At 66.9% G+C, this 14,171-nt stretch carries 12 protein-coding genes; 8 read left to right on the forward strand and 4 right to left on the reverse strand.

Annotation, left to right across the window (positions count from 1 at the left end; all coding sequences use genetic code 11):
* Positions 1-32: 32 nt before the first annotated feature.
* The 8 genes from kdpC to BN2475_RS13715 all read left to right on the forward strand — a co-directional run bounded on the left by kdpC (position 33) and on the right by BN2475_RS13715 (position 9,554).
* The gene (gene kdpC / locus BN2475_RS13680) at positions 33-611 is read left to right on the forward strand and encodes a potassium-transporting ATPase subunit KdpC (protein WP_094780048.1); all 579 of its coding nucleotides are present in this window, start codon (positions 33-35) and stop codon (positions 609-611) included.
* 173 nt (positions 612-784) lie between these two features.
* The gene (locus tag BN2475_RS13685) at positions 785-3,727 is read left to right on the forward strand and encodes a DUF4118 domain-containing protein (RefSeq protein WP_094780123.1); all 2,943 of its coding nucleotides are present in this window, start codon (positions 785-787) and stop codon (positions 3,725-3,727) included.
* Positions 3,720-4,418, forward strand: coding sequence for a two-component system response regulator KdpE (gene kdpE / locus BN2475_RS13690; RefSeq protein WP_094780049.1), 699 nt, complete (start codon positions 3,720-3,722; stop codon positions 4,416-4,418). The genes BN2475_RS13685 and kdpE overlap by 8 nt, the downstream gene beginning before the upstream one ends.
* A 111-nt stretch (positions 4,419-4,529) precedes the next feature.
* Positions 4,530-4,850, forward strand: coding sequence for a quaternary ammonium compound efflux SMR transporter SugE (gene sugE / locus BN2475_RS13695; RefSeq protein ID WP_094780050.1), 321 nt, complete (start codon positions 4,530-4,532; stop codon positions 4,848-4,850).
* A gap of 360 nt (positions 4,851-5,210) precedes the next feature.
* Positions 5,211-5,822, forward strand: coding sequence for a DUF4126 domain-containing protein (locus BN2475_RS13700; RefSeq protein ID WP_094780124.1), 612 nt, complete (start codon positions 5,211-5,213; stop codon positions 5,820-5,822).
* Between the two features lie 89 nt (positions 5,823-5,911).
* The gene (locus BN2475_RS13705) at positions 5,912-8,401 is read left to right on the forward strand and encodes an ABC transporter permease (protein WP_094780051.1); all 2,490 of its coding nucleotides are present in this window, start codon (positions 5,912-5,914) and stop codon (positions 8,399-8,401) included.
* A 27-nt stretch (positions 8,402-8,428) separates the two neighbouring features.
* Entirely contained in the window at positions 8,429-8,842 is a 414-nt protein-coding gene (locus tag BN2475_RS13710; protein WP_094780052.1) for a group II truncated hemoglobin, read from the forward strand.
* On the forward strand, positions 8,835-9,554 hold the full coding sequence (locus tag BN2475_RS13715) for a DUF924 family protein (RefSeq protein WP_094780053.1): 720 nt from the start codon (positions 8,835-8,837) through the stop codon (positions 9,552-9,554). Before BN2475_RS13710 ends, BN2475_RS13715 begins: the two co-directional genes overlap by 8 nt.
* A 51-nt stretch (positions 9,555-9,605) precedes the next feature.
* On the opposite strand, the gene BN2475_RS13720 is transcribed toward BN2475_RS13715, so the two are convergent.
* The 4 genes from BN2475_RS13720 to BN2475_RS13735 all read right to left on the reverse strand — a co-directional run bounded on the left by BN2475_RS13720 (position 9,606) and on the right by BN2475_RS13735 (position 14,018).
* Positions 9,606-11,519 carry an ArnT family glycosyltransferase gene (locus BN2475_RS13720; RefSeq protein ID WP_094780125.1) on the reverse strand — a complete coding sequence of 638 codons (1,914 nt, stop codon included), beginning with the start codon at positions 11,517-11,519 and terminating at the stop codon, positions 9,606-9,608.
* Positions 11,520-11,794: 275 nt separating this feature from the next.
* Complete coding sequence (locus tag BN2475_RS13725; RefSeq protein ID WP_094780054.1) at positions 11,795-12,541, reverse strand: SDR family oxidoreductase; 747 nt, start codon at positions 12,539-12,541, stop codon at positions 11,795-11,797.
* A gap of 164 nt (positions 12,542-12,705) precedes the next feature.
* Complete coding sequence (locus BN2475_RS13730; protein WP_094780055.1) at positions 12,706-13,290, reverse strand: LOG family protein; 585 nt, start codon at positions 13,288-13,290, stop codon at positions 12,706-12,708.
* A gap of 2 nt (positions 13,291-13,292) precedes the next feature.
* Entirely contained in the window at positions 13,293-14,018 is a 726-nt protein-coding gene (locus BN2475_RS13735; protein WP_094780056.1) for a TetR/AcrR family transcriptional regulator, read from the reverse strand.
* Between the last annotated feature and the right edge of the window lie 153 nt (positions 14,019-14,171).

Consider the following 14,171-nt stretch of genomic DNA (forward strand, 5'->3'; position numbering starts at 1 on the left):
AACCCGCGGAATAACCCAGGGAATCACCCATCATGAAAAATCTGTTCCGTCCGTTGCTCGTGATTTTCGCGGTGCTCACCGCGATCACGGGCCTCGCTTACCCCGCGGTGATGACCGCCGTCGGTCAGGTGGCGTTTAGCGATCAGGCCAACGGCAGCCTGCTCGAGCAGAACGGCAAGCTGGTCGGCTCGCAGCTGATCGGCCAGCAGTTCGACGCGCCGCAGTACTTCTGGGGCCGTCTGTCGGCGACCAGCCCGATGCCGTATAACGCGCAGGGTTCGAGCGGCTCGAACCTCGGGCCGAACAATCCGGCGCTGCTCGACGAAGTTCGCGGCCGTCTCGCCGCGCTGAAGGCCGCCGGCTCCGATATGTCGAAGCCGGTGCCGGTCGATCTGGTGACCTCGTCGGGCAGCGGTCTCGATCCCGAGATCAGCCCGGCGGCCGCCGCCTATCAGATCGAGCGCGTCGCGAAAGCGCGCCAGCTGGCGCCGAACGACGTGCAGGCGCTGGTCGATCGCTATACGGCGGGCCGTCAGTTCGGCGTTCTCGGTGAGCCGCGCGTGAACGTGCTGAAGCTGAATCTCGCGCTCGACGCGATGAAGCGCAATTGATCAACGTCGATGAGCGCCGAGGCTCCCGAAGGCGGTGTCCACGCGACGCCGCATCGCCTTCTGGACGGCTTTTCGACACGTTCGCGTCGTCGCGCCGTCATTTGCGGGCCGGCCATGGGCGTGCCACCATGTATGCACCACCGCTCTCCCGATCGTGAAAAACATTGAGCATGATGAACCGCCCCGACCCTGACCAACTGCTCGACAAGCTCCAGCGCGACGAAGAGAAACGTCAACGCGGCCGCTTGAAGATATTCTTCGGCGCGTCGGCAGGCGTCGGCAAGACGTATGCGATGTTGCAGGCCGCGCGCCGTCGCCACGACGAAGGCGCGCACGTCGTGATCGGCATCGCCGAAACGCATGGTCGCAGCGAAACCGCCGCGCTGCTCGACGGCCTCGACGTGGTGCCGCTCCAGCAAATCGAGTATCGCGGCCGCAAGCTCGGCGAGTTCGATCTCGACGCGGCGCTCGCGCGCAAGCCGCAACTGATTCTGGTCGACGAACTGGCGCATTCGAACGTGCAGGGCGCACGTCATCTGAAGCGTTGGCAGGACGTCTACGAACTGCTCGACGCGGGCATCGACGTCTATACGACGGTCAACGTCCAGCACCTCGAAAGCCTGAACGACGTGGTCGGCCAGATTACCGGCATCCGCGTCTGGGAGACCGTGCCGGATCGCGTGTTCGATCGCGCCGACGAAGTCACGCTGGTCGACCTGCCCGCCGAGGAGCTGCTCGACCGCATGCGCGACGGCAAGGTCTATATGCCGCAGCAGGCCGAGCACGCGGTGCGCAACTTCTTTCGCAAGGGCAACCTGATCGCGCTGCGCGAGCTGGCGTTGCGCCGCACCGCGGATCGCGTCGATGCGCAGATGCACGAGTACCGCGCCGATCGTTCGATCCAGCGCATCTGGCAGGCGCGCGAGCGTTTGCTGGTGTGCGTCGGGCCGGGACCGGACGCGCCTGCCCTGGTGCGCGCGGCGGCGCGCCTCGCCGCCAGCCTGAAGGCCGACTGGCTCGCGGTCTATGTCGAGACGCCCGCGCTGCAGCGCCTGCCCGACGCGCGCCGCGAACGCACGCTGAACGCGTTGAAGCTTGCCGCCGAACTCGGCGCCGAAACCGCGACCCTCGCGGGCACCGACGCGATCACCGCGCTGATCGGCTATGCGCGGGCCCGTAACGTGTCGAAGCTGGTGGCCGGCGCGTCGTCGCGCACGGGCGCCAGGCGCTGGCTGCGCCGGCCGTTCGGCGAGCGGATCGCCGAGCAGGCGGGTGAGCTCGATCTCACGCTGATCCGCGCGTCGACCGAACGCAATGGCGGCGAGCATCGGCGCCTGTTGAACACCACCGCGAACGCATGGCGCGAGGCGCTGAGCGCGGCGCGCGAACGCCGTTCGCCGCCGCGCGCCTACGGCATCGCGCTGGCGATCTGTGCGGCCATCACGCTGCTGTCGAGCCAGCTGATCGACCGCATCGATCTGACCAACCTTGTGATGCTGTATCTGCTCGGCGTGATCTTCACCGCGGCGAAGCTGGGACGTGGGCCGGGCGTGGTGCTGTCGTTCCTGAGCGTCGCGGCGTTCGATTTCTTTTTCGTGCCGCCACGCATGTCGCTGTCGGTATCGGATACGCAGTATCTGCTGACTTTCTTCGGCATGCTGCTGACTTCGCTGGTGATCAGCCATCTGACCTCGAGCCTGCGTCGTGAGGCGAGTGTCGCGCGACGTCGCGAACAGCGCACCGGCGCGATGTATGCGATGGCGCGCGAACTGGCGGCGGCGCTCACCACCGAACAGATCGTCGCGATCGGCAGCCGGCATGTGAGCGAGGTGTTCGGTGCGCGCGTCGCGATCCTGCTGCCGGACAGCGTCGATCAGGTCAAACAGAAGATCGAGGACCCCGATGCAGCGGTCACGCTCGAAGGCGAGCAGCTCGATATCGACGTCGGCCAGTGGGTCTACGATCAGCAGAAGCCGGCCGGCCATGGCACTGACACGCTGCCGGCCGCCGCCGCGCTGTACCTGCCGCTGAAGGCGCCGATGCGCACCCGCGGCGTGCTGGCGGTGGTGCTGCGCGACGAGCGCGAGCTGGATGTACCCGAGCAGCAGCGCATGCTCGACGCGTTCGCCGCGCAGATCGCCCTGGCGCTGGAACGCGTGCATTACGTCGATATCGCCCGCGACGCGCTCGTCAACATGGAGTCGGAGCGCTTGCGCAACTCGCTGCTGGCGGCGATCTCGCACGACCTGCGTACGCCGTTGACGACGATCGTCGGTTTTTCGTCGATGCTGGCGCAGGCGCGTACGGCGCGCAGCGCAACGCACGCCGAAGCGCAGCCCGGCGACGATCTCGTCGACGCGATCCACGAAGAGGCGCTGCGCATGACCGACATCGTCACGAATCTGCTCGACATGGCGCGCTTGCAGGCGGGCAGTCTGCAACTGAATCAGCAGTGGACGCTGCTCGAAGAAACCGTGGGCGCCGCGTTGCGCGCATGCAAACGCGTGCTGGCGGGTCATCCGGTGCAGGTCAGCCTGCCCGCCGATCTGCCGCTGCTGCATCTGGACGCCGTGTTGATGGAGCGACTGTTCTCGAACCTGTTCGAGAACGCGGCCAAGTACACCGCGCCGGAGACGCGCTTGACGATTGGCGCCCAACGCATCGACGCGGACGGCCAAGCGATGGTCCGCGTCGCCGTCGACGACGACGGTCCGGGTCTGCCCGCCGGCATGGAGGCGCGCGTGTTCGAGAAGTTCACGCGCGGCGAGAAGGAGTCGGCCAAGCCGGGCATCGGCCTCGGACTCGCGATCTGCCGTGCGATCGTGGAGGCGCACGGCGGTACAATCGGCGCGCTCAACCGGCTGTCGGCGGATGGCCGGATCGAAGGCGCGCGCTTCTGGTTCACGCTGCCGGTAGAAACGCCGCCCGACGCGCCGGATGCGCTGGAAGACGAAGGCGCCGAGCCGCTGGTTCAAGCCGAAAGTGCGGCCGAAGGTGCGGCCGAAAGCGTGGCCGAAAGCGCGGCCGAACGCGCGCCGGAAAGCCCGCCCGATGTCCACGCAGATGACGACCGCGCTGCAACTCTCAACCCGTTGGCCAAGCCCACTCATGAGTGACCCGAGCATCACCGTCGTTCTGATCGAGGATGAAAAGCAGATTCGCCGCTTCGTGCGCACCGCGCTGGAAGGCGAAGGCATCGTCGTGCATGACGCCGAAACCGGCAAGCAGGGGCTCGTCGAAGCCGCGACGCGCAAGCCCGATCTGGTGATCGTCGATCTCGGTCTGCCTGACACCGACGGTCTCGACGTGATCCGCGAACTGCGCGGCTGGAGCGAGCTGCCGGTGATCGTGTTGTCGGCGCGCACCCAGGAGAGTGAAAAAGTCGCCGCGCTCGATGCCGGCGCCGACGACTACCTGACCAAGCCGTTCGGCGTGTCCGAGCTGCTGGCGCGCATCCGCGCGCATATGCGCAGGCGTAACCACGGCGGCGCGAACGAGTCGCCCCAGGTGCGCTTCGGCGCGGTCACAGTCGATCTGGCGCTGCGCCAGGTGACCCGCGACGGCGCGGCGATCCATCTGACGCCAATCGAATACCGGCTGCTTGCGACACTCGTGCGCCATGCCGGGCGCGTGCTGACGCACCGGCAGTTGCTGCGCGACGTGTGGGGACCGTCGCATGTCGAGAGCCATCACTATCTGCGCATCTACATGGCGCATCTGCGCGGCAAGCTGGAGCGCGATCCGGCGCAGCCCGAGCATATCGTCACGGAAACCGGCGTCGGCTATCGACTGGTGGGCGCGGTCTGAGCCGGCCTCGACGCTGTGCGTGGATCGCTCCGATATAATTACGCTTCGTAAGGACGACCTTACGCCAATACGACGAACGGGGACGGCCCCATCTGATCATGGAGCGGTCCCATGTCCTGGTTTCTTCTGCTGCTTGCCGGTTTGCTCGAAGTCGCGTGGGCGGCCGGTCTCAAGACCTCCGAAGGTTTCACCCGGCTCGGGCCGTCCGTGTTCACGGTCGTGACCGCGCTCGGCAGCTTCGCGCTGCTCGCCGTGGCGATGCGCCAGTTGCCGCTCGGCACGGCCTACGCCGTGTGGACGGGTATCGGCGCGGTCGGCGCGTTCATCTTCGGCGTCGTGATGATGGGCGAGGCGTTGAGCGTCGCTCGGGTCGCCAGCGCTGCGCTGATCGTGGTTGGCCTGATCGGGCTGAAGTTGTCGTCGGGGCATTGAGGCTGGCCGTCAGTTGGGGCATTGAACTGGCCGTCGAAGCCATGCACTGAGCATGCCGCCGGGCTCGCCCCGCGAACCGCGCGGCTTAATTGCATAAATCGACTGCATGAATCAGCTGCATGAATCACCTGCATGAATCACCTGCATGAGTCGCGGCCAGCGTCTCATCCGCGCCAACGGTCGCGCGCCGGTCTACGTTCTGCGAATCATCGTGGCTATAATTAGACCGAATCCAACCTGAAATTGCCCGCGGCCTATCTGGCGCGGCCGGCTCGGCGCGGGTCCGGCGACTTCGGTGAAGACATTGCCCGTCTTTTTCCGCCGCAGCGCCCGGCACGCACAGCGAGCCTGGAGGCGGCCATGCTTGAATCACTTTCTCTCGCTGCTGGCCTTTCATGGGGCAGTGGCCTACGCCTCTATCTGACGGTCCTGCTGGCCGGCGTATTCGGACGTCTCGGCCTGGTGCATCTGCCCGACACACTGTCCGCGCTGACGTCACCGTGGGTGATCGGCGCGGCGGCCGTGCTGACGCTCGCCGAATTCCTCGCCGACAAGATCCCCGCGTTCGATTCCCTATGGGACGCGATTCATACCTTCATCCGCATTCCTGCCGGCGCCGTGCTGGCCGTCGGCGCGCTCGGCCATGCCGATCCGGCGCTGCTGACCGTCGCGGCGCTCGCGGGCGGCACGCTGGCGGGCACCGCGCATCTCGCCAAGGCGGGCACGCGTGCGCTGATCAATCTGTCGCCGGAGCCGGTGTCGAACATCGTCACGTCGACCGCGGAAGACGGCCTGGTATTCGGCGGCATGCTGCTCGCGCTGTTCGTGCCGCTGTTGTTCCTCGTGCTGATGGTGGGTTTCCTGATGGTGGCCGGCTGGGCCTTGCCGCGTCTGTGGCGTGGCGTGCAGGTCGGGTTTCGCGGCATGGCCACGCACATGGTGTCGCGTTTTGCGAGGAGCAGGCACGATTGAGCGCTACCGTACGAGGTGCAACGGCACGCGCTGACTCGAAGCCCGCGCGGGGTCTCGGCGGCGGCGATCTATTGCGCCAGGCGATTCGCATGACGGCGCGCGACTGGCGCGCGGGCGAATTGACGATGCTGCTGCTGGCGCTGGTGCTGGCCGTCGCGGCGCTGTCGAGCGTTGGTTTTCTGGCCGATCGTCTGCATCAGGGACTCGAGCGCGACGCGCGGCGCATGATCGCCGCCGATTTCATCGTGCGCGCCGATCATCCGGTCGATCCGCAATTCGCCGCGCAAGCCAGGGCGCTTGGTTTGCGCACCGCCAGCACGGCGATCTTCCCCAGCATGATCAATTCGACCGGCGCGCAGCCGGTTTCGCGCCTCGCCGCGATCAAGGCGGTGTCGCCGGGCTATCCGCTGCGCGGCGCGTTGCGGATCGCGGCGGCGCCCGGTGCGGCAGACCATCCTGCACACTCGATTCCACCACCGGGCACCGCGTGGGTCGATCAGGCGCTGCTCGACGCGCTGAAGCTGCATGTCGGCGACACGGTGAAAGTCGGCAACCGCAGCTTCACGATCGGCGCGGTGATCACCCGCGAATTCGACCGCGGGTTTTCGTTCGTCAACTTCTCGCCGCGCCTGATGCTGCGCGCCGACGAGGTCCAGTCGACCGGCCTCATCACGTTCGGCAGCCGCGTGACCTACCGGCTGCTGGTGGCGGGTGCAGACGCGGCGGTGGCGCGCTTCGCGCAGTTCGCACACGACCGGGTGGACGGCGGCAAGATGCGCGGCGTCGCGCTCGAGTCCTTGCAGGACGGTCAGCCGCAAGTGCGCCAGACGCTCGATCGCGCGGGTCATTTTCTCACGCTCGTGTCGCTGCTCACCGCGCTGCTGGCGGCGGTGGCGATCGCGATGGCCGCGTACCGCTATATGCGCCGGCATCTGGACAGCTGCGCGGCGATGCGCTGTCTCGGCGTCAGCCAGGCCGCGCTGCGCGCGCTATTCACGCTGGAATTCGCCGGGCTCGGCTTGATCGGCGGCGCGCTGGGCGTGGCGCTCGGCTATCTGGGGCATCTCGCGTTGCTGACGTGGCTCGGCAGTCTGATCGACGTGGCGCTGCCGCAGCCGACGCTGTGGCCCGCGTTCGAAGGCATCGCGGCCGGCCTCGTGCTGCTGCTGGGCTTCGCGCTGCCGCCGCTGTTGCCGCTCACGCGCGTGCCGCCGGTGCGCGTGCTGCGTCGCGAATGGGGCGACGCCGGACGCACTGCGTGGGCCGCCTACGCGCTCGGCATCGCGCTGTTCGCCGCGCTGCTGATCGTCGCGGCCGGGGAGTTGAAGCTCGGCGGGATCGTCGCGGGCGGCTTCGCCGGCGGACTGCTGGTGTTCGCATGCATCGCGCGGTTTGCGCTGTGGGGCGCGGCGCGCGTGGTGCGCAGCGAGCGCGTGAACGCAGGGATCGGCTGGCGCTATGCGCTGGCGTCGCTCGAGCGGCGCAGCAGTGCCAGCGCGCTGCAGATCACCGCGCTTGGTATCGGCCTGATGTGCCTGCTGCTGATCGCGATGACGCGCAACGACCTGGTGGAAGGCTGGCGCAAATCGACGCCACCCGATGCGCCGAACGAGTTCATCATCGACATTCAGCCCGATCAGCGCGACGCCGTCACGCAGTACCTGGGCGCGCACGGCGTGCCCGGCACGGCGCTCGCGCCGATGGTGCGCGGGCGGCTCGTGGCGATCAACGGCAAGCCGGTCAATCCGGACTCGTTCAAGGGCGAGGACGCGAGGCGTCTGGTGGACCGCGAATTCAATCTGTCGTACACGACCGAGCTGCCCGAGGACAACCGGATCGCCGCCGGCACGTGGTACGGCGACACGAGTACGCCGCAAATTTCGATCGAGCAGGGGCTTGCCAAGCTGATCAACGTGAAGCCCGGCGATGTGCTGCGCTTCGACGTGACGGGCTTGCAGGTCGACGCGCCGGTGACGAGCGTGCGCAAGCTCGACTGGGGTACCTTCAAGGTCAATTTTTTCGTACTGATGCCGCCCGCTGTGTTGCAGGATTTTCCGGCGACGTTCATCACGAGCTTCTATCTGCCGCAGGACAAACAGTCGACGCTCGACGGCCTGATCACCGCTTATCCCAACCTCACGGCCATCGATACCGGTCCGATCCTCGCGCAGATCCAGCGCGTATTGCAGCAGGTGATCGGCGCGGTGCAGTTCCTGTTCGCATTCACGCTGGCGGCGGGCGTGCTGGTGCTGTATGCGGCGCTCGCCGGCACGCGCGACGAGCGTATGCGAGAATCCGCGCTGCTGCGCGCGTTGGGGGCGTCGCATCGACAGGTGCGCGCCGTGCAAATTGCCGAGTTCGTCGCGGTGGGCGCGCTGGCGGGGCTGATGGCGGCGATTGGCGCGCAAGTGATCGGCTGGGTGCTGGCGACGCGCGTGTTCGAGTTCTATCTGAGCTTCGATCCGTGGCTGCTGCCGGCCGGGATCGCGGCCGGCGTCGCGTGCGCCGGTGTGGGCGGTTGGCTGAGCTTGCGGCATGTGTTGGCGCGTCCCGCGTTGCAATCGTTGCGGGATGCGTGATTTTTCTTGTCAGTTGATGAGCAGTCTATGAGCGATTTGAACGACGAAGTGTCCGCGGCGCAGCCGACGGCCTTCGAGCTGGTCGGCGGCGAGGCGCGTGTGCGCGAACTGGTCGACCGGTTTTACGACCTGATGGATCTGGAAGCGGATTTCGCCGGGATTCGGGCTTTGCATCCGGAGTCGCTCGACGGCTCGCGCGACAAGCTTTTCTGGTTCCTGTGCGGCTGGTTGGGCGGCCCCGATCACTACATCAGCCGGTGCGGTCATCCACGCTTGCGCGCGCGGCATCTGCCGTTCGCGATCGCGTCGAGCGAGCGGGATCAGTGGCTCAGATGCATGGCGTGGGCGATGGAAGACATCGGACTGGCCGAGCCGCTGCGCGAGCGCCTGCTCGGCTCGTTCTTCGAGACCGCCGACTGGATGCGCAACCGCAATGGCTGACGAGCCCGGCGCGACACCCTACGCGATGCAGGCGGACTACGCCGGCCTCGCGCCGCCGGCGCGCGAAGTCCTCGATTGCTGGTTCGGCGCGCCGGGTACGCCCGGCTTCGGCGACGAGCGCAAGCTCTGGTTCTCCGGCGACGTGGCATTTGATGCGATGCTGCGGGAACGCTTCGGTGAACTGATCGATGTGGCGAACGACACCACGATCAACGCGACGAACCACACCACGAACAACGCGACGAACAGCACCACGAATGACGCGACGGCCGCCGCCGCGCTCGACCACTGGCAGGCCACGCCGCTCGGCGCATTGGCACTGATCATCGTATTGGATCAGTTCTCGCGCAATTGCCATCGCAACACGCCGCGTGCGTTCGCCGCCGATCAGAAAGCACTGCGCGCCGCGCAGCGGATGATCGCCAGCGGGGCCGATCGTCTGCTGCCGAGCGCACATCATCGCGCGTTTGCGTATCTGCCGTTCGAACACGACGAAACGCTCGCCAGCCAGCGCGAATCGCTGCGCCTCTTCAAGCAGCTGCAAACGGAGCCGGGCGGCGAGTCTTACTACGGGTTCGCGGTCCGGCACGCGGAAATCATCGAGCGCTTTGGCCGCTTTCCACATCGCAATGCGGTGCTCGGGCGTTCGTCGACCGCCGAAGAAATCGCGTTCCTGCGCAAACCCGGTTCATCGTTCCAGGCGCCGCGCTGACGCGCCTGCGTGCCACGCGTGGCACGCGGCACGGCGGGCCGGCTGCCGGCGCTAGTCGTCGTCCGGCGTGGCGGCCGCCGGCGTGCGCTCGAACACTCGCAACAATTCATTCGTGTCGCCCGGCCGCGCGCCCGACCAGAACAGGCGCCAGTCGCCGGCCGGCGGACGGGCGTTGTCGCGACGGCTTTCGTCGATCAACCACGTGCACTCGGTGGTGCGGGGGTCCGTGGTCGGTCGATGTTCGATGCCGATGTAGTAGTAGAGCATCGGTGCCTCCGACTCGCCGAGACCGGTGCTCGCCATGCAGTCGCCATCGTTCCACTCGAAGTTCATTCTGGTGCCGAGCTCTTCGAACACCGAGCGGTAGCTCTTCGCATAGTCGAGCCAGGGCAGCAGCAACGTGCTCACCAGCCCCCACACGAGCAGCGCGCCCGCGCACCAGCTCAGCACGCCGCGCCATTTGCCGGTGTACTTGAAGACCGGCAGCAGCCACAGCCAGCCGAACGTCATCAGCAGCGCAGCCGCGATCAGCCCGGGTCTGACCGGCAGCACCCAGTCGAGCGGCAACCAGCGGCCGAGCAGGTGCAGCGACGCGTGCGTGTGCGCCGGACTGCTCATGATCGACCAGATGATCCACGCGAGCGCCGCCGCGCTGCCGAACAGCACGCGGCTCATGATGTCCCAGCCCGCATGCAGTCGCTGCGGCAGGCTTTCGACACCTTGCATCGCCAGCAGCGCGAGCGGCGCGATAAACGGCAGGATGTACAGTTCGCGCACTGTCGCCGAGCTTTGCAGCACGGCGAAGCCGGTGCCCGCGAAGATCACCGGCAAGGCCACGCGCGGATCGCGCCAGCGCCGCCACGCACCGCCGGCGAGCGCGGCCAGCGCGAGCGGCACTACCGGAAAGCCGACGCTCAGCACAGTGCGCAGCACGAACAGGCGGCTCTCGTTTTCGGAGCCGAGTTCCGCCACCGAAAAACCGAAGAAGCGCCCGATGTTGTTGTCCCACAGCCAGACCTTGAACAGCGCTTCGGAGCGCAGATAGAAGCAGATTGGCCAGATCAGCGCGAACGGCGCGCAGGCCAGCGCGGCGATGCCGAGCGCGCCGGCGAAGCTGCGGGTGCGGCAAGCCGGATACAGCACCAGCACTGCGCAGGTAGTCGCGCCGAACACCAGCGGCACGAACAGGCCCTTGGCCAGTAGCGAGACGCCGACGCCCGCGCCGAACATCGTCGCGCCGCTGACGATCGCCTGACGCCGCTGCCGTGCGTCGGCCGGAGCCAGGCGCGGGTCGTCGCGCAGATGCACGAGCACCAGTTCGAATAGTCCGCAAAAGCCGATCGCGGCGCCGGCCATCAGCGCCACGTCGGTCATCATGTCGTGCACGTGTTTGACGACCACGAGCGTGCTGGCGAACAGCGCAAGCGCGCCGATCACGCGCAGGTCGAACCAGCTCGACGCGGCGAGCGCGCGGCGCGCGACGCGCGCCGTGTAGTAAAGCGTCAGTCCGGCAAACAATGCGCTTGCAAGCCGCGCTGCGTCGTGCAGCGGCAGATAGCGGCCGAACATCCAGGCGAAACCGGCGGCGACCCAATCGTAGATCGGCGGCTTTTCGACGAAAGGTTGGCCGGCATTGGTCGGCACGATCAGATCGCCGGTGTCGAGCATGTGCTGGACGATGCCGAACGTATAGGTCTCGTCCTGCTTCCACGGATCATGGCCCAACGTGCCCGGCAGCAGCCACGCGCACAGGATCGCCAGCGCGACGAGCCAGAGCAGCGGACGGATCGCGGCGAGCGCGCGCCAGCGGCGGATGGCGCCTGCGGTGCGACCGGCGTTGTCGGCGCTACCGGCGCTATCGGCACTATCGGCGGCGGGGCCAGCAGAGGCGGCGGCACCGGACGGCGCGGATGTCGTCGCCGCGACATGGTCCGCGCGCCAGCGCGCGGAGGGTTTTTCTTGCATGAACAGTCTCTGGTCGCCGCACACGGCGGCATGGGCCGCGCACTGATGTTTTGGCTGTGGTTCTGGCTGTGCGTCACGTGCGGCTGCACGCGATCCGCAGCGATTGTAGTCCCGCAATATTACGGAGGTTTACAGGCGAGGCGCGACGAATTGTCGGTATAGGCGCGCTGGCGCTCGCTGGCGCTCATTGACCGTCGAATCGACGGGAATTCGTAGGGGGAGAAAGGGCGGGACGCAAAGGTGCGGCCGCAGCCGCACGTGCAGAACGGCGGTGCTCAGCGGCCGCCGGCAACGTCGAGCAGCGCGCCCGTCACGTACGACGCGGCGTCGCTCAACAGCCAGACGATCGATTCGGCCACTTCGTCGGCGCTGCCCGGACGACCGAGCGGCGTGGTCGCGCCGAGCTGGGCGGCGCGCTCGGGTTTGCCGCCGCTCGCATGAATCTCGGTGTCGATCAGGCCGGGGCGCACCGCGTTCACGCGCACGCCGCGCGGACCGAGTTCTTTGGCGAGACCGAGCGTCAGCGTGTCGACCGCGGCTTTCGAACCGGCGTAATCGACGTATTCGTTCGGCGAGCCGAGCCGCGCCGCCGCCGACGAAACGTTGACGATCACGCCGCCCGCGCCGCCGCGATCCGTCGACATGCGTCGTGCGGCTTCGCGCGCGCACAGATACGCGCCGAGCACGTTGACGTCGAACACGCGCTGCAGACGGGGGAGGTCCATGTCGGCAAGCTGGCTCGACGGCGCGACGATGCCGGCGTTGTTGACGAGCGCATCGAGCCGGCCGAACGTTTGCTGCAGCGTGTCGAACATCGCGATCACCTCCGCTTCGTTCGCGACGTCGCCGGCGATCGGCACCGCGCGGCCGCCGGCGCGCTCGACTTCGGCGACCGTGTGCTGGGCGGCGGCGAGATTGCGCGCGTAATTCACGCCGACGCACCACCCACGCGCACCGAGCAAACGCGCGGTCGCGCGGCCAATGCCGCGGCTGCCACCAGTGACCAGAACGGCCTTCGTCATCGCAACCTCGTCGTCAGGAAAGAGCCGGCGCGGCTGGCGCAACCGGCGTTGCAGATACTGTGGGAGCGCGAGCGCGAGCGCGGTGCGGTGGAATCAGCGCGGAACGCGCTGAAACCGCGCTCACACCGCGCTCACACCGCGCTCACACCGCGCTCACACCGCGCTCACACCGCGTCGCGCTTGACCGCCCACTTGTCGCTGCCGGGTGGCTGATAGCGTTGCAGCTTGCCGATCAGCGCGCCAGGCTCGGCATCGATCTGCACGATGTCGAAATAGGTCTGGCGCATGAAGCCTTCGTCCACGGTGTGCCGCAGCAGCGTGATCAGCGGATCGTAGAAGCCGTCGATATTCAGTAGTGCCACCGGTTTCTGATGGTAGCCGAGCTGCGCCCACGTGAAGACCTCGAAGAACTCTTCGAGCGTCCCCGCGCCACCTGGCATCGCGACGAACCCATCGGACAGGTCGGCCATCATCTTCTTGCGATGATGCATGTCGGGCACCACATGCAGTTCGGTCAGTCCGTTGTGGCCGACTTCCTTGTCGACCAGCAACTCGGGGATCACGCCGATCGCGCGGCCGCCTTCGGCCATCACCGTGTCGGCGATCACGCCCATCAGCCCAACCTTGCCGCCGCCGTAGATCAGCGCGAGGTCGGCTTGCACCAGCGCGCGGCCAAACGCACGCGCAGCTTGCGCATACAGCGGTTTGGCTCCCGCGGAGGAGCCGCAATATACACACACCGATTTCATGCTCAAACGTCCTTCGGTTCGTTGCGCGGCGCGGCGCCTTCCCTGGGCGGCAGGTAGTCGTAAAACTCGCGCTTGGGCAGCTTGCCGGACACGAGGTCGTCGAAGATCTGCCGCGAGCGTCCGCGCAGATAAGGCGCCATCAGCGACACGATCTGCACGCTCACCTGGTGCAGCTCCGCGCGAATGGCCTCCTGCTCGTTGTATTTGCGCGGATTCATCACGAACTGATACGACAGCCAGTACGTGCCGATCACGCCGACATTGGTGGCGATCACGTTCATCTCTGCGGGCGTGGCGACCATCTCACCGTCGGCGACGAGCTGCTCGCAGAACTGGCTCGCAAAGCGCACCTTGTGGCTGATGATCTGCTTGAAATGCGTTTCGAGCGTGCGATTGCGCGCGAGCAGGTCGTTCAGGTCGCGATACAGGAACCGATAACGCCACGTGAAATCGACCATGTACTGCAGATACGACCACATTTCGTCGATGGTCGCGCGATGGTCTTCGGGGAAACGCAGACGCTTTTCGATCTCCTGCTCGAACTGGCTGAAGATGCTGTTGATGATGTCGTCTTTGTTGCGGAAGTGGTAGTACAGGTTGCCTGGACTGATCTCCATTTCCTCGGCGATGGTCGTCGTCGTGACGTTCGGCTCGCCGATTTCGTTGAACAGCTTCAACGACAGTTCGAGAATCCGTTCGCGCGTGCGGCGGGGAGGTTTGGCTTCCATGTCGTCCGGCCCTGGTTACGCCGGGTTGGGCGCGCGGCGGCGTGCCGCTGCTGCGTGTTCCACCCGGATGCGGTTGGTATTATGAGCGCCCCCAAAACCTGTCGGTGTGCGACAGGCCCCCTGAGGGGCAAGAAAACTGAGGGGCCGCCCGGC

Source organism: Paraburkholderia ribeironis (genome assembly GCF_900019265.1).
In the GTDB taxonomy this organism is placed as follows: Bacteria; Pseudomonadota; Gammaproteobacteria; order Burkholderiales; family Burkholderiaceae; genus Paraburkholderia; species Paraburkholderia ribeironis.